15 protein-coding genes and 1 pseudogene are annotated in these 14,707 nt (G+C 66.9%); 9 read left to right on the top strand and 7 right to left on the bottom strand.

Annotation, left to right across the window (positions count from 1 at the left end; translation table 11 throughout):
- Window positions 1-134 precede the first annotated feature (134 nt).
- From ACFVST_RS15785 to ACFVST_RS15770, 4 genes and pseudogenes are all read right to left on the bottom strand, one after another.
- Window positions 135-242: pseudogene (locus ACFVST_RS15785) on the bottom strand (helix-turn-helix domain-containing protein); the annotation flags it as partial.
- Between the two features lie 159 nt (window positions 243-401).
- Entirely contained in the window at window positions 402-1,136 is a 735-nt protein-coding gene (locus ACFVST_RS15780) for an SDR family oxidoreductase (protein WP_390151242.1), read from the bottom strand.
- A gap of 100 nt (window positions 1,137-1,236) precedes the next feature.
- Window positions 1,237-1,926, bottom strand: a complete 690-nt coding sequence (locus ACFVST_RS15775) for a flavodoxin (protein WP_390151239.1) — start codon at window positions 1,924-1,926, stop codon at window positions 1,237-1,239.
- Window positions 1,927-1,945: 19 nt separating this feature from the next.
- The gene (locus tag ACFVST_RS15770) at window positions 1,946-3,313 is read right to left on the bottom strand and encodes an MFS transporter (protein WP_390151236.1); all 1,368 of its coding nucleotides are present in this window, start codon (window positions 3,311-3,313) and stop codon (window positions 1,946-1,948) included.
- A 131-nt stretch (window positions 3,314-3,444) separates the two neighbouring features.
- Here ACFVST_RS15770 and ACFVST_RS15765 point away from each other — a divergent pair, with 131 nt between their 5' ends.
- The 8 genes from ACFVST_RS15765 (at window position 3,445) to ACFVST_RS15730 (ending at window position 11,248) form a co-directional block, all read left to right on the top strand.
- Entirely contained in the window at window positions 3,445-4,314 is an 870-nt protein-coding gene (locus ACFVST_RS15765; protein WP_390151233.1) for a helix-turn-helix domain-containing protein, read from the top strand.
- Window positions 4,311-5,186, top strand: coding sequence for an aldo/keto reductase (locus tag ACFVST_RS15760; protein ID WP_390151230.1), 876 nt, complete (start codon window positions 4,311-4,313; stop codon window positions 5,184-5,186). The genes ACFVST_RS15765 and ACFVST_RS15760 overlap by 4 nt, the downstream gene beginning before the upstream one ends.
- Window positions 5,187-5,212: 26 nt before the next feature.
- Window positions 5,213-6,109 (top strand): FAD:protein FMN transferase, encoded by an 897-nt coding sequence (locus ACFVST_RS15755; RefSeq protein WP_390151227.1) that lies wholly within the window; start codon window positions 5,213-5,215, stop codon window positions 6,107-6,109.
- 52 nt (window positions 6,110-6,161) lie between these two features.
- The gene (locus ACFVST_RS15750) at window positions 6,162-6,731 is read left to right on the top strand and encodes a hypothetical protein (RefSeq protein WP_390151224.1); all 570 of its coding nucleotides are present in this window, start codon (window positions 6,162-6,164) and stop codon (window positions 6,729-6,731) included.
- Entirely contained in the window at window positions 6,728-7,513 is a 786-nt protein-coding gene (locus tag ACFVST_RS15745; protein WP_390151222.1) for an SDR family oxidoreductase, read from the top strand. The genes ACFVST_RS15750 and ACFVST_RS15745 overlap by 4 nt, the downstream gene beginning before the upstream one ends.
- A 21-nt stretch (window positions 7,514-7,534) precedes the next feature.
- Window positions 7,535-8,512, top strand: coding sequence for an aldo/keto reductase (locus tag ACFVST_RS15740; protein ID WP_390151219.1), 978 nt, complete (start codon window positions 7,535-7,537; stop codon window positions 8,510-8,512).
- Between the two features lie 197 nt (window positions 8,513-8,709).
- Window positions 8,710-9,990 (top strand): ferric reductase, encoded by a 1,281-nt coding sequence (locus tag ACFVST_RS15735; protein WP_390151217.1) that lies wholly within the window; start codon window positions 8,710-8,712, stop codon window positions 9,988-9,990.
- Window positions 9,991-10,132: 142 nt separating this feature from the next.
- Window positions 10,133-11,248: an alpha/beta fold hydrolase gene (locus ACFVST_RS15730; protein WP_390151214.1), complete on the top strand. Its 1,116-nt coding sequence runs from the start codon at window positions 10,133-10,135 to the stop codon at window positions 11,246-11,248.
- A gap of 170 nt (window positions 11,249-11,418) precedes the next feature.
- On the opposite strand, the gene ACFVST_RS15725 is transcribed toward ACFVST_RS15730, so the two are convergent.
- From ACFVST_RS15725 to ACFVST_RS15715, 3 genes are all read right to left on the bottom strand, one after another.
- A complete protein-coding gene (locus ACFVST_RS15725; protein ID WP_390151211.1) occupies window positions 11,419-12,120 on the bottom strand; it encodes a flavodoxin in 702 nt (233 codons plus the stop codon).
- A gap of 49 nt (window positions 12,121-12,169) precedes the next feature.
- Window positions 12,170-12,613 carry a hypothetical protein gene (locus ACFVST_RS15720; protein ID WP_390151208.1) on the bottom strand — a complete coding sequence of 148 codons (444 nt, stop codon included), beginning with the start codon at window positions 12,611-12,613 and terminating at the stop codon, window positions 12,170-12,172.
- Window positions 12,614-12,705: 92 nt separating this feature from the next.
- A complete protein-coding gene (locus ACFVST_RS15715; RefSeq protein ID WP_390151205.1) occupies window positions 12,706-13,563 on the bottom strand; it encodes a helix-turn-helix domain-containing protein in 858 nt (285 codons plus the stop codon).
- A gap of 155 nt (window positions 13,564-13,718) precedes the next feature.
- On the opposite strand from ACFVST_RS15715, the gene ACFVST_RS15710 reads away from it, so the two are divergent.
- Window positions 13,719-14,600 carry an aldo/keto reductase gene (locus tag ACFVST_RS15710; protein WP_390151202.1) on the top strand — a complete coding sequence of 294 codons (882 nt, stop codon included), beginning with the start codon at window positions 13,719-13,721 and terminating at the stop codon, window positions 14,598-14,600.
- Window positions 14,601-14,707: the final 107 nt, after the last annotated feature.

Here is a 14,707-nt window from a genome sequence, read left to right as displayed (position 1 = left end):
GGGAGACCTGGCCTGGCTTCCTTCGTAGGGAGCGGGGAGCGGGGAGCGGGACCGGCGGCACGAGCCAGGTTGAACAGATGCTGCCGCTCAGCGTCGTCAAGTTTCAGTGCTCGCACTAGGGCGTCGAGGACGCTGTCGGAGACGCCTGCCAGGCCGCCGCGTTCCAGACGCGTGTAGTACTCGACGCTCACCCCGGACAGCAGGGCGACCTCTTCGCGGCGCAATCCAGGCACCCGGCGCATCCCGCCAAAATCAGGCAGGCCGGTGTCCTCAGGGCGCAGTTTCGCCCGGCGGGTCACCAGGAACTCCCGAATCTCGGCTCGATTATCCATGGTTCAACACTAGGCGGGTCGCCTGGATGCCAGGGAGTCCCCAGCAGTGCCTGTCACCGGCAGCCCGCGTCAGCCGAGCTGGTCGGCGGGGCGGAGCAGGACTTCGTTGATGGCCAGGTGCCGGGGGCGGGCGAGGACGAAGGCGATGACTTCGGCGACCTCTTCGGGCTTCACGGTGGCCTGGTCGTAGCCCTTCTGCACAGCTTCGCGGGTGGCTTCGTGCGTGATGTGGTGGGGGAGCTCAGTATCGACGACTCCGGGCTCGATGAGGGTGACGCGGATGTCGGGCAGGAGCTCCTGGCGGAGCGATTCAGACCAGCCGTTGACGCCCCACTTGGTGGCTGCGTAGACGCCGTTGGTGGCCCTGGCGGTGCGGCCGGCGACGGAGGAGATGTTAATCAGGTCACCGCCGCCGTTCTTGAGCTGGTCGAGGAATGCTTCGGTGGCGGTGATCGCGCCGAGGAGGTTCGCCTCGATCATGGCGCGATAGTCCTCGTGCTGTTCAGAAGAGAAGGGGCCGAGGAGCATGATGCCGGCGTTGTTGACCAGGACGTCGGCCCCGCCGAGCTCGTCCTGCACACGCTGAGCAGCCGCCAGGAGTGACTCCCGGTCGGTGACATCGGCCTGGATGGCGATGGATCCGTTTTCCAGCTCCTGGGCGAGGGCTTCGATGCGGTCCAGGCGGCGCGCCAGCAGCGCAACCTTGTAGCCGTCGGCCGCCAGGGCGCGGGCGGCGGCCGCGCCGATGCCGGAGGATGCGCCGGTGATCACTGCGACGCGGGTCATGTTCTGGGTATCAGTCACGGGAGACTCCTTGTGTTGTTCGTTGTTGCTGTGTCCATCGGACCAGGGACGCGCACCGGGAGGAAGGAACCGCGAGTTCCCCCTTCAGCGGCTGGCCGGGCTACATCAGGGCATTGGCGCGGAGCCAGGCCTCCACGTCTGCCGCCGCTGCGGGCTCGTCGATGTCTTCCCCGCGGACTGCGAGGCCATTTCGCACATCGCTGGCGCGGAGGGCGTCGCGATACGACTGGTCGACACCGGCCATGCCGGACACGGCGTAGGTGACGAACGGCAGGATGCGCTTGCCGGCCAGGTCGACCCGCTCGATGAAAGTGGACATGATCATGGGCGCGCGCACGTTCCAGACCGGGCTGCCCAGCAGCACTGTGCTGTAGCCGGAGAGGTCCGGGATTTCGCCCCGGATGGCCGGGCGGGCGTCGGCGTTCTGCTCGCGGACGTTCCGCTGGACGGTGGGGTCATACGCCGTGGGATAGGAATCCGCCGCGATGATCTCGTAGACATCACAGGAGATGCGCGCGGCGATCAACTGTGCCAGCCGCTTGGTGTTGCCGACCTCCAGCTCACGCCGCCCGCCCTCCCAGTAGTTCTCGCCGGGGCGGGAGAAGTACACGAGCAGAGTCTTCGCCCCGCTGGAGGGCTGCGAGCTGGGAATCATGTCGGGCGTTCCTTCCGGTGCCGGAGTCGTGTCCGGACCCGTGGCCGGTCGGACCTGTGGCGCGCAACTGGTCATTGCCGCGAGGGTCATCGCTCCGGCCGTGCTGAGGACGACCCTGCGGGTCTGGTCGGTCATCTGTCGGCCTTCCACTTCCTCAGGCGGTCTTCCGGAGGCGGAGCGTTCCTGCTGCCAGGACGATGAGCACCACGCCGGTGACGAGGTAGTCGGTGCGGAGTCCGGCCTGGAATGCCGGCTGGACGGCCAGGACTGCGCCGAAAATCGCGATGCCGAGGGAGCCGCCCATCTGGCGGGCGGTGTTGAGAACGCCGCTGGCGGTGCCGGCCCGCTCGGCGGGGATGTGGTCCATGATCAGCGCGGTCAGCGGCGGCACGGTGAAGGATCCGCCGAGCCCGACCGGGACCATGAACAGCGCCGCGACCAGGATCGGTGCTTCCGCGGGCAGAAGTGCCAGGGCGATGAGACCAGCAGCCATCAGGACCATGCCGCCGATGGTGGTGACGATCTTGCCGAGGCGTTCCATGGCACGGCCGACGAACGGGTTCAGCAGTGCCACGAGCCCGGTCATCGGCAGGAACAGCAGACCGGTGGCCAGCGAGCTCACGCTGCGCTGTTCCTGGAAGTAGAGGCTCTGGACGAACACGACCCCGTAGAAGGCGGCCATGGTGATGAAGGCGATGCCCAGGCCGGCGGAGACTGTGCTGGAGCGGAACAGGTCCAGGGGCATCATCGGGTACCGGCCACGCGCCTGTGCGATGAGGAAGACGACAGCGCCGATCACGGCAAGGGCGAACGAGCCCAGCACTTCAGGGGCACCGTAGCCGAGTGAGCCGCCCTCGATGATGCCGTAGGTGAGGCCTCCGAGTGCAGCGATCGCGGCGATCTGTCCGGTCCAGTCGAACGGGGCGATCCGGCGTGCGGACGGGGCGACTCGGGCGAGCACGATCAGCGCGATCACACCCACGGGGAGGTTGACGAAGAAGATCCACCGCCAGCCGAACTGGGTAAGGACGCCGCCCAAGACCGGCCCGGCTGCTGCGGCGACGGATCCGCCGAGCGCCCAGTAGGTGATTGCCCGTCCGCGCTGCACCGCGTCGTGGAACGCTTCGCGGATCAGGGCCAGAGAGGTCGGGGTGATCATCGCCGCCCCGATGCCCTGAACGACGCGGCCGGCGATCAGGATGCCCAGGCTGGGGGCTGCGCCGCAAGCAGCGGAGCCGAGGACGAATACGGCCATGCCGACGCCATAGGCCCGGCGGGCACCGATCCGGTCTGAGATGGTTCCGCCGAACAGTTGCAGGGCGGAGAACAACAGCGTGTAGCCGGTGACGATCCACTGCAGGCCGGAGAGGCCTCCGCCGAGTTCGTCCCGGATGTGGGGGAGTGCGACGTTGACAATCTGGGCGTCGAGTGCGACGACGAAGAAGCCGAGCATCGCCACGGCCAGCGACATGCGCGGCTTGGCGGTATCGGTCGTGCGGACAGGGGAAGTGGTCTCGGACATGCTCGGCTTTCGGGTGCGGGATCTGGGTCTTTTTCAATGCAAGCAATTCGGATGCCGGTGAAGAAGGGACCGGTTATCGGTGCACTGACAGTTCCTCCCACGCAGTAGAAATCGGCCGTAGCGTTGAAGGCATGGACCAACGAAATGCGGTGGGAGAGTTCCTGCGCACCCGGCGAGACCGGATCACGCCCGAGCAGGCAGGGATCATCGGCGGCACCCGCCGTAGGGTCCCTGGCCTCAGGCGTGAAGAAGTGGCGATGCTTGCCGGTGTCAGCGTCGAGTACTACGCCCGGATGGAACGCGGAGACCTCCGTGGCGTCTCGGCCGAGGTGCTCGAAAGCATCGGCAGAACCCTGCGCATGAACGATGCCGAGATCGATCACCTGCATGCCCTGGCTGAGGCTGCTGGTCCGCAACCGGCACGTCGGCGGGGGACGAAGGCCGAGCAGCCGTTCCGGCCGAGCCTGCAGCGGTTCATCGACTCGGTCTCGATGCCCGTGTGGGTGCGGGACCGCAGGATGGACTTCGTAGCCGGCAACGCACAGGGCCGAGCCCTGTACGCACCGCTGCTGGAAGACCCGGCAAGCCAGGGCAACACCGCCCGGTTCACCTTCTTCAGCCCGGCTGCCCGGGTGTTCTTCCCCGACTGGGAGCAGGGGGCCTCCGACATCGTCGCCTCGCTGCGCACCTACGCCGGGCAGAACCCCAGGGACAAGCGCCTGACCGACCTGATCGGCGAACTCGTCACCCGCAGCGACGACTTCCGCCTCCGGTGGGCCGCGCACGACGTCCGGCACCACCGCACCGGGCTCAAGCGTCTGCACCACCCCGAAGTCGGGGACCTGGAGCTGGTGTACGAGGCGATGGACTTTCCTGCGAACCCGGAGTGGTTCATGTTCGGCTACACCGCCGAACCCGGATCCCCCAGCGAAGAGCGCCTGAGACTGCTGGGCAGCCTCGCCGCCGAGACCTCACAGACTGAACACAAGGAGAAAGCATGAACATCACACTGAACAACGGTGTCGAGATGCCCGCCCTGGGCTTCGGCGTCTTCCAGACCCCACCCGAAGAAACCGTTTCCTCCGTCGCTGAGGCGCTGCGCGTGGGCTACCGGCTGATCGACACCGCCGCCTCCTACTTCAACGAACGTGAAGTCGGCGAAGGCATCAAGCAGTCGGGCCTGGACCGCTCCGAGGTGTTCATCGAAACCAAGCTGTGGATCAGCGACTACGGCTACGACGAGGCCCTGCACTCCTTCGACAAGTCCGCCGGCAAGCTCGGCGTCGAGCAGATCGACCTGCTCCTGCTCCACCAGCCGCTGACCTCCGACTTCGACAAGACGATCGGCGCGTACAAGGCGCTGGAAAAGCTGCTCGCCGACGGGAAGGTCCGCGCGATCGGCGTGTCCAACTTCATGCCCGATGTGCTGGAGCGCCTGCTCGCCGAAACCAGCGTGGTCCCCGCCGTAAACCAGGTCGAGGGGCATCCGTACTTCTCCCAGCCCGACGTGCAGAAGGCGAACACCGAGCACGGAATCCTCACTCAGGCCTGGTCCCCGATGGGCGGGATCACCAGCTACCGCGGCGATGCCAGCCGGTCGACGTTCAACGACCCGGTGATCGGCGAGATCGCCACGGCGCACGGCAAGACGCCGGCGCAGGTGATGCTGCGCTGGCACCTGCAGGAAGGCCGCTCCGCGATCCCGAAGTCCGTCAAGCCGGAGCGGATCGCCGCGAACTTCGACGTGTTCGACTTCGAGCTCACTGGCGACGAGCTGGCACGGATCGACGCACTGGACACCGGCGTGCGCAGCGGCCCGGACCCCGACATCATCACTCTCGAGTCGTTCCACCGCGACATCCCCGAGGCCTGAGCGGCCGCTCGGTGTCGGAGATAGTGATGCCGACCAGTGACGCTCCGAGTCCCCCCGAGGTGCACCGCTTCACGGCGATCGGCACCGGCTGGCAGATCGACACCGAGCGCCCTCTGCCCGATCGGCTAAAGACCGGGATCGCCGAGCTGTGCGAGGACTTCGATCAGACCTGGTCGCGGTTCCGGCCCGATTCTCTAGTTGCCGAGATCGCACATGCGCCGGTTGGGGGACGGTTCGAGGTACCCGTCCGCGACTTGTCTCTGTTGGACCTGTACGACCGGCTGCACACAGCGACGGCCCGGGCAGTGGACCCGCTGGTCGGGCGCGACCTGGAGCTGCTCGGCTACGACGCCGGCTATTCCCTCACGCCCGACCGGGCGGGCTTGGCTGCCCGGATCCCGGACTCTTGGACCCGAGATGTCCGCCGGGATGGCACCGCGCTGATCACCAACCGCCCCCAGGTGGTCGACGTCGGCGCGGCCGGCAAGGGCCACCTGGTCGACCTCATCGCCCAGGAGCTTCAGGCTGCGCGTGTCGAGCAGTTCGTGGTCGACGGCAGTGGCGACCTGCGCCACGCCGGACCCGAGCCGGTCACCGTCGGCTTGGAGCACCCCACCCGGCCCGACCGGGTGATCGGCACGGTGCCCTTACAAGATGCGGCGCTGTGCGCCTCGGCGACTACTCGACGCGCCTGGGGCGACGACCTGCACCACGTCCTCGACGCCCGCACCGGCAAGCCCGTATCCGACGTCGTCGCGACCTGGACGATCGCCGCCGACGCGGCCACCGCCGACGGGCTGGCCACGGCACTGTTTGTCGCCGAGCCCGGACAGCTCGAAGGGTTCGCGTTCTCGTGGGTTCGGATGCTCGCCGACGGCCGCGTCCAGTGGTCCGATGACTTCCCCGGCGAGCTCTTCCTCTGAGGCTGCCCACCACCGAAACCCCGACCGCGCCGATTGAAGGAGCAGCGACGAGATGAAGCATCAGATCCTCGCCCGTGCGGCCATCGGAGCCGCCGCCGTGCTGCTGCCCCTGGCCGCATGCAGCACCGAGGACGGCGCGAGCCCGCGGTCGCCGTCGACGAGCCCCTCGGCATCCTCGAACCCAACGACCGAGGCAAGAGACAGCAAGCACGCGACTGGCACCTATACGGCCCGCGGTGTCTACGGCGGCGCGCCGTCGTATATGGACTTCACCATCACCCTCCAAGACGGGGTGATCACCGACGTCGGGTCGAAGCTGATGCCGGAGAACAACGAGACCTCTCACGGCTACCAGGAACGCTTCGCCGCCGCAGTTCCCGGCGAGGTTGAGGGCAAGCCGGTCGATGGTCTGCGCGTAGGCAAGATCGCCGGGGCCAGCGGATGCGCCGACGGCTTCAACGACGCCCTCGCCAAGATCCGCATGCAGGCCTCCGGCCAGGAGGCGAGCCCGAAGCGGCTTCCGATCAGAGCCCATGGTCACGACCGGAAATTGATGTCCGCTAGGGGTGTACTGGCAGTTCCTTCTCCGCCGCGGGCAGACCACCTAGCGTCGATTTCGTGAGCAACGAAACAGACACAGCGACAAGCAACACCACCATGAAGGGCCCAGTGCTCGTCCTCGGAGCCAGCGGCAGCATCGGACGGCACGTCGTCGCCCAGTCGCTCGAAGCGGGCTTCGAGACGAGGGCCCTGGTCCGTGATCCAGGTCAGGTCTCCCTTTTCCCCGAGGGCGCGGAGGTCGTCGTCGGGGACCCGACTGACGCAGGTGTTCTGGCAGAGGCACTCGACGGTACGACCGGAGTGGTCTTCACCCAGGGCACGTACAGCGACGCCGACGCCGAGCAGGCGAACTACTGGCCGGTCAAGGCAGTACTGGACGCGCTGAAGGCCCCGGCGCGGATCGCGCTGATGACAGCGCTCGGCGTCACGAAGCCGACCCCGGGGCATGACTGGAAGCGGCGCGGAGAGCGTCTGGTGCGCGCCAGCGGCCTGCCCTACACGATCGTGCGCCCGGGCTGGTTCGACTACAACGAGCCCGATGAGCAGCGCCTGGTACTCCGGCAGGGCGACACGCACTGGGCCGGGAACTCTTCCGACGGTGTGGTCTCCCGCAAGCAGATCGCCCAGACGCTCATCGCTTCTCTGACTTCCGAGGCAGCCGATCACAAGACTTTCGAGCTCGTCGCCGAGAAAGGCGGGGCCCAGGCCGACCTCGATCTGCTGTTCGCCGCGCTGCAGTCGGACGCGGACCTGGACGGCCCGCTGGACCGCGACAACCTGCCGCTGGACGCCGAGCCGCAGGACTTCCTGGGCGACCTGGACGCGATCCGCAACCGCTTCTGACCCGAAAGAAGAGAACGCATCATGGAGTACACCCGCCTGGGAACCTCTGGTCTCACGATCAGTCGCATCGCTCTTGGTTGTATGAGTTTCGGCAATCCCGACACCGGATTCACCCAGTGGGCGCTGGGTGAAGAGGACGCCGGCCCGTTCTTCCGCCAGGCGGTCGAGCTTGGCATCACCTTCTGGGACACGGCGAACCTCTACGCCAAGGGCACCTCGGAGGAGATCGTTGGCCGCGCCATCAACCGGTATTCCAGTCGAGAGCAGATCGTGCTGGCCACGAAAGTGTTCTTCCCGATGCATGACGGACCCGGCGGCGGAGGTCTCTCCCGCAAGGCCATCCTCGAGCAGGTGGACGCGTCCCTGACCCGGCTGGGCACCGACTACGTCGACCTGCTGCAGATCCACCGCTTCGACCCGCACGTGCCGGCGGAGGAGACGATGGAGGCCCTCCACGACGTCGTCAAGGCCGGCAAGTCCCGCTACCTCGGCGCGTCGGCGATGCACGCCTGGCAGTTCGCGAAGCTGCAGCACGCCGCGGACCTGCACGGCTGGACCAGGTTCGTTTCGATGCAGGACCAGTACAGCCTGCTCTACCGAGAGGAAGAGCGGGAAATGTTCGGCCTGCTCGCCGACCAGGGCGTCGGCAGCATCCCGTACAGCCCGCTCGCGAAGGGCCGTCTCGCCCGACCGTTCGGCGAGAGGTCCAGCGCCCGCTCACACAACGACCCCGTCGGCGCAGCACACTTCGCCAACCCGGATGCAGAGAAGCCGGTCATCGACGCCGTCGAGTGCATCGCCCGCGAAAGGGCCGTGCCGATGGCGCAGATCGCGCTGGCATGGGTGCTGCGCAACCCGGTCGTGAGCGCCCCCATCGTCGGAGCCACCAAACAGCATCACCTCGCTGACGCCGCCGCGGCGCTCGACATCACTCTCACCGATGACGAGATCACCCAGCTCGAACGGCATTACGTCACCCGGCCCCCGGCCGGATACTGACGCGGCCCGCCACCGGCCCTGACCTCACAGCGCCGTCGGGCACCAGACAATTCGTCCCCTTCGGGGCTGCCGAATCGACGACAACCCCTGAGGAGATGAACGCCGCTCATGACCACCCAGCTGAAACTATCCGGGCTGATCGCCGTCGCCGCGCTGGCAATGGCAGTCCTGATCGTCGTAGACCTCTGGCAGGCGTCGTGAACGCCCTGCGCACCGTCGCCCTGTGGGCGGCGGCGGTCGCTTTCCCGATGCCGCTGATGCTGGTCTACGAGGCCGTCGCGACGGAGCCGGTGAACCTGATGCAGCTGGTGCAGTTCGCCCTGATCGCTTACTGCTGGTGGCTGTTGGCGATCCTGCTCAGCGCCCGGCCCCGGTGGCTGGACCGACTCGTCGGCCTGCCGCAGGTGTACCGGCTGCACGGCGTCCTCGGTCTCGGCGCTCTGGTGCTGGCGTTCATCCACCACCAGGACTCCTACACGAGCAACGGGCTGGCGCACACGCTCGGCGACTGGGGCCTCTACCTGTCGATCGCGGCCCTGTGCCTGGCGGTGTTCTTCCTCAGCGGCTGGCTCGTCGACCGGTCCAGGGCGCTGCTGCGGGCCCGGCGATTCCTGGAGCGCGTGGTGTTCCGGCACCAGCTGTCGATCTGGCTGCACCGGCTGAACATCGTCGTGGTGCTGCTCATCTGGCTGCATGCTCACGTTCTGACCAGGATGAACCAGTACGCGGGTTTCATGATCCTGTTCGACCTCTACACGGTGGTCGTTCTCGCGATCTACGCCTGGAAGAAGTGGGTCGCTCCCGGCACCCAACTGCAAGGAACCGTCGTCGGCAACGAGGCCAGGGGAGCATCGACCCGCAGGCTCTCGGTCGAACTCGACCGTCCGGACCCTGCAGTGCGTCCCGGGGACTTCTTCTTCCTCAGCCTGGAGGGCACGACGGCGGTCGGACGGGAGCGACACCCGTTCTCCGTCACTGACGATGGCCAGAAGATCCTCGCCTTCACCATCCGCCAGCACGGCGACTGGACAAACCGGCTTGGAGAGGTCGAGCACGGCACCAGAACACGGTTGGAAGGTCCGTTCGGTCGCTTCGACGCCGCGGTCGCCGCGCACAGCGCGGAAGCCCCGCTCGTCCTGCTCGGGATGGGAGCTGGCGTCGCGCCGCTGCTCAGCCTGGCCGCCGCGCACCATACGAGCCGCAGGATCCATCTGCTGTGGTCGGTGCGTACGCCCGAGGACCTCTATTACCGCGACGCGCTCGACGAATACGTGGCGGCATCGGGCGGCAGGACGAAGGTCACTACCAGCGTCGGCCGGTTCCGCCGCGAAGACCTCGAGCACGAGCTCACCGACGAGGTCCTGCGCACGGGCGCTTTCTTCATCGTCGGCCCCAGCCCCGCCGTCCTGGCCAACCAGCGATTGCTGCGCCGCATGGGCGTCACCCGCGGGCGCATCCACCAGGAGCGGCTGATGTAGACACACGGACGCTAGCGGATCACCTTCTCGCCGACACCACCCACCGCCTCCGGCCGAGGAACCAACAGCAGGACTCGAAAACCAATACATCCGCCGACCGCACCTGAAATTGGTTGTCGGTCAATTACAGATTGGAGAAGCGATGGAACGCAGGACTGTGCTGTTCGGAGCGACCGCGGCGGCAGCGCTGCAGCTGATAGGACTTCCCGCCAGTGCCAACGCCGCAGGCCAGGGCACGTTGAAGCCTCAGCCCCTCAAGAGCAAAGGGCCATTGATCATCGGAGAGCAGGGTGGTTTCGCCGTTGGCGGCACGGTCGCCAGCACCCCGGGGACGTTTGACCCGAAAAACCCGACCAACCCTGCCGGTCAGACCTTGCATGGCGACCATGCCCGGGTGTTCTACCAGTTGCCGGTCCATCCGCGGCGGCTGCCGCTGGTGCTGTGGCACGGCTTCTTGGAAGCCGGCACGTGCTGGGGTGCCACGCCGGATGGCCGTGAAGGATTCCAGAGCCTCTTCCTGCGCCGCCGATATGGTGTCTACACGCTGGATCAGCCTCGCCGCGGCACCGCAGGCAAGACCACCACGGCCGCGCCGATCAGCACCAGCCCGAACGAGCAGTGGTTCTACAACCAGTTCCGCCTCGGACTCTGGCCGGAGCTGTATCCAGGGGTGCAGTTCCCCAAGGATCCCGAGGCCCTCAACCAGTTCTTCCGGCAGATGGTTCCCGACACCGGGCCCATCGACGGCCAGGTCCTCACTGCCGGGGTTTCCGCCCTGTTCGACAAGATCGGGTCCGGCATCCTGGTCACCCATTCCCACGCCGGAGGCTTCGGCTGGCGCACTGCGATGCAAAACCGCAACGTCAAAGGCGTCGTGGCACTGGAACCCGGCAGCGGCTTCGTCTTCCCCGACGGGGAAGTACCGCCGCCTATGCCCAGCTCCGCCGGGACCCTAGCCGGAGAAGCCGTGCCGTTGGCGCAGTTCAAGCGCCTGACCGAGGTCCCGATCATCGTCTACTACGGCGACAACATCCCCACCGAGCCGACCGACATCGCCGGCCGTGACAACTGGCGTGTCCGCCTTGCGATGGCGAAGATCTGGGTGGAAACGGTTAACCGCCACGGCGGCGACGCCACTCTCGTGCATCTCCCGGAGATCGACATCACCGGGAACACTCATTTCCTCTTCTGCGACCTGAACAACGATCAGATCGCCCAGCACATCGACGGATTCCTGGCCGATAAAGGCCTGAACTGAACTTGTGAACTGTTCCCCGGATGTTGCGCTGACTATCTCAGACCAACGTCCGGGGCACACGCTGGATGGTTGCCTGAAAATCGCTCTCTGCAGGTCAATGTCAGGCAAGTTATCGCGTGTTGTGGCCGAATCGAATCCGGCTGCTCCACGAGTGCACCATAAGTTCAGCTCTACGCCTGCGCGATACGATCCACCCACTCGGTGACGCGAGGCTGGGAATCGTTCATATCGTTGCGGGAGATCTCGAAGGCATTCGTGCTGACTTTGGCCCTGGGCAGCATCTCGGTGACCTTTTCGAGGGTGCCGGACAGACCGCTGACGTCATGCGTGGTAAAGACGTAAATGTTCTTTCCGCTGAAGTCGTGCTGCTCGAAGAAGGTGTACAGCGGCATCGGCATGTCGTACTCCCAGATCGGGTAGCCGACGATGACGGTGTCGTACCTTCCTAGGTTCGGGATCTGTGCCTTCAGCGCCGGACGAGCGTTCGCGTCCTGCCACGCGACGGCGCGGTCGATAAGCGCCTGGTGGTTCAGAGGCAGCTGCTCGGCGGTCTCGATCCGGAACTGGGCCGCGCCCAGCCGGCCAGCTATCAGCATCGCCACATATTGGGTATTGCCGTACACCTTGCCGTCGACGACGTGAGTGCTGTTCTCCTCGTCCTGGGTCATGCCGTTCGGGTTGGTGGTCTCCGGGACGGAGAAGTACGCGACCAGGGTGCGCGAACCATCCACTGCAGGCATATCCGTCTGCCGGGCAGCGGAGCCGGCACTGTTGCGACCGACGCCGAACAGCGAGCACCCGGTCAGGCCGACGCTCGCTGCGGCCACGGTTGCCAGGGAGAGGAATGATCGGCGGGTGTGGGTGGGAGTCATCGTCTGGATCGTCCTGTCGTCGGTGGCGGATCGGGGCTGCTCGTCAGCGTCAGGAACCGGCTTTTTCCCGGATCTTGGCAAGGGCGTCGTTGAAGCCGTCCGGGCAGGTGCTCGCGCCGGCGAGTTTGCCGACCTTGACCTGGTCCAGGCGCTTGCCGACGACCTCGCCCGGGACTGCGGCGGCGAAACGCTCCTGATAGCCGCGGGACGTCTCGTTCGTGGCCTGTGGCTTGACCGTTACCGCCGTCACGACGCCGTTGTCGAGGATCAACGTGACGTCGAGGTAGGACGGCCCGCCGCCATAGACGCCTATGGCGTTGTAGGTGCCGTTCTTATACCGGGCTGTTGACGGAGCGGCGCTGATCGACGAGGGCGCGACCGGGGTGGCGGTCGAAGGCGAGGGATCGGGTACGGAACAGGCGGCCAGGGGCGTGAGCGCCACGACGGAAGCGGCGGTCGCGAGGGCGGCTCGGGTCAGGACGGGGCTTCGCATGATTCCACGCTATGGACCGAACCGGCATCGAAGAAGGAACTACCATTACACCCCTGGAGGCGGATGCGGCCGGGATGGACCGGAAAAGCAGGTCAGCCGGTGGCCACGCGGTCGGCGATCCAGCTACGCAGCAGCTCCAACGCATCCGCCGACGGGCTCCCGGGCTCCGGCAGATAGGTCGTGATGGTCACGCCCGGCGTGGCCTGGACAGCGAGCACGTCGTAGCCGATGGTCATCTCACCCACGACGGGGTGGTGGATGCGCTTGGTGCCGCTGGTGTGCAGACGGACCGTGTGGCCGCTCCACCAGGAGCGGAACTCCGCGCTATGGGTGGAGAGTTCGCCGACCAGGCTCGTCAGCGCCCGGTCCGTCGGGTCTTGCCCGGCGAGGAGGCGCAGTGCGGAGGTCTGCTCGCGGGCGCTGGTCTCCCAGTCGGGGTAAAAGCTCTGCGCCCGCGGGTCCAGGAAGAGATATCGCGCGTGGTTGAGAGGTACGGCGTCCTCGGGGAAGAGGTGCGGGAACAGTGCGCGGCCGAGCGCGTTGGAGGCGACGGGGTCGCCGAGGCGGGTGAGGGCGAGGGCGGGCACTTCACGCATCGTGTCGAGCATCTGCGGCAGCCGGGACGGGATGCGCACAGCAGCCCTGCGCGGCGCACGAGGACGAGAACCCGACGCGGTGCGGGCCAGGTCGAACAGGTGCGTGGTCTCGGCCTCATTCAGCTGCAGGGCGCGCACCAGGGCGTACAGGACGCTGTCGGAGACGCCGGAGAGGTCGCCGCGCTCCATGCGCGTGTAGTAGGCCGTGCTCACCCCGGCGAGCTGGGCGACCTCCTCGCGGCGCAGTCCCGGCACCCGCCGCTCGCCTCCGAAGACGAGGATCCCTGCGCTCTCGGGGGTGATCCGGGCGCGCAGAGCCGTCAGGTACTCCTGCACGTCGCGCTTGTTGTCCATGCTTCAAGGCTACGGCCATGGGCGGCTTTCTGGGGGATACTGGCGTTGGCTGTCACTTGCGCGGGTGGAGTGCATACCCCGTGGCCATGCACCGTTGCTGGGGGATAATGCTGGTGACTCTCACCCCGTCGTGTATCCGGCTTAGCGTTGACGGCATGACGAACACAACGCTCACACTGAACAACGAGGTGACGCTCCCGGCCATCGGGTTCGGCGTCTTCCAGACCCCTGCCGACGAGACTGCCACGGCCGTGGCCGAGGCGCTGCGGGCCGGCTACCGGCACATCGACACCGCCGCTGCGTACTTCAACGAGGCCGGCGTCGGAAAGGCGCTGCGCGCCTCCGGCCTCGACCGGTCCGAGGTCTTCGTGGAGACGAAGCTGTGGATCAGCGACTACGGCTACGACGCTGCCCTGCACGGCTTCGAGAAGTCGGCCGCGAAGCTTGACGTCGAGCAGATCGACCTGCTCCTGCTCCACCAGCCGCTCACCACCCGCTTCGACCTGACGCTCGACGCCTACCGCGCCCTGGAGAAGCTCTACGCCGACGGCAAGGTCCGAGCGATCGGCGTCTCGAACTTCATGCCCGAGGTCCTTGCCGAGCTGCTGGAGAAGACGGAGATCGTGCCCGCGGTCAACCAGATCGAGGTGCACCCCTACTTCCAGCAGCGCGAGTTGCAGGCCCTGCACGCCGAGCACAACATCCTCACTCAGGCGTGGTCGCCCATCGGCGGCGTGACCATCTACGGCGACGGCCAGAAGAGCACTCTGGAGAACGAGACGATCGGCCAGATCGCTGACCGGCACAGCAAGAGCCCCGCGCAGGTCATGCTGCGCTGGCACCTGCGGCAGGGCCGCTCCGCCATCCCGAAGTCGATCAAGCCCGCGCGCATCGCGGAGAACTTCGACGTGTTCGACTTCGAGCTCAGCACGGACGAGCTCGCCGCGATCGACGCACTGGACACCGGCGTGCGCGGAGGCCCGGAGCCCTCGGCCATCACGCTCGAGAACTACGGCATGCCGATCCCCGAGGCCTGAGCTGCCGACAGACCCCTCTGACACGTCTGAGGGCACGCACGACGAGCTGCGCGCCCTCAGCGGTCAGGCGCAACCCACCCACCGCACTTGCACCAGGACAGGAACAA

It is taken from the genome of Streptomyces sp. NPDC058045 (assembly GCF_042885635.1).
In the GTDB taxonomy this organism is placed as follows: domain Bacteria; phylum Actinomycetota; class Actinomycetes; order Streptomycetales; family Streptomycetaceae; genus Streptomyces.
The sequence above is the reverse complement of the archived record's forward strand: the minus strand, read 5'-3'. Positions and strand labels throughout refer to the sequence as shown.

Bases quoted from the DNA above. Each gene is read 5' to 3' on its own strand.
- ACFVST_RS15755 (WP_390151227.1), top strand. From the start codon at position 5,213: ATGCCGACCAGTGACGCTCCGAGTCCCCCCGAGGTGCACCGCTTCACG.
- ACFVST_RS15760 (WP_390151230.1), top strand. From the start codon at position 4,311: ATGAACATCACACTGAACAACGGTGTCGAGATGCCCGCCCTGGGCTTC.
- ACFVST_RS15725 (WP_390151211.1), bottom strand. From the start codon at position 12,120: ATGACTCCCACCCACACCCGCCGATCATTCCTCTCCCTGGCAACCGTG.
- ACFVST_RS15715 (WP_390151205.1), bottom strand. From the start codon at position 13,563: ATGGACAACAAGCGCGACGTGCAGGAGTACCTGACGGCTCTGCGCGCC.
- ACFVST_RS15750 (WP_390151224.1), top strand. From the start codon at position 6,162: ATGAAGCATCAGATCCTCGCCCGTGCGGCCATCGGAGCCGCCGCCGTG.
- ACFVST_RS15775 (WP_390151239.1), bottom strand. From the start codon at position 1,926: ATGACCGACCAGACCCGCAGGGTCGTCCTCAGCACGGCCGGAGCGATG.
- ACFVST_RS15730 (WP_390151214.1), top strand. From the start codon at position 10,133: ATGGAACGCAGGACTGTGCTGTTCGGAGCGACCGCGGCGGCAGCGCTG.
- ACFVST_RS15765 (WP_390151233.1), top strand. From the start codon at position 3,445: ATGGACCAACGAAATGCGGTGGGAGAGTTCCTGCGCACCCGGCGAGAC.
- ACFVST_RS15770 (WP_390151236.1), bottom strand. From the start codon at position 3,313: ATGTCCGAGACCACTTCCCCTGTCCGCACGACCGATACCGCCAAGCCG.
- ACFVST_RS15720 (WP_390151208.1), bottom strand. From the start codon at position 12,613: ATGCGAAGCCCCGTCCTGACCCGAGCCGCCCTCGCGACCGCCGCTTCC.
- ACFVST_RS15710 (WP_390151202.1), top strand. From the start codon at position 13,719: ATGACGAACACAACGCTCACACTGAACAACGAGGTGACGCTCCCGGCC.
- ACFVST_RS15740 (WP_390151219.1), top strand. From the start codon at position 7,535: ATGGAGTACACCCGCCTGGGAACCTCTGGTCTCACGATCAGTCGCATC.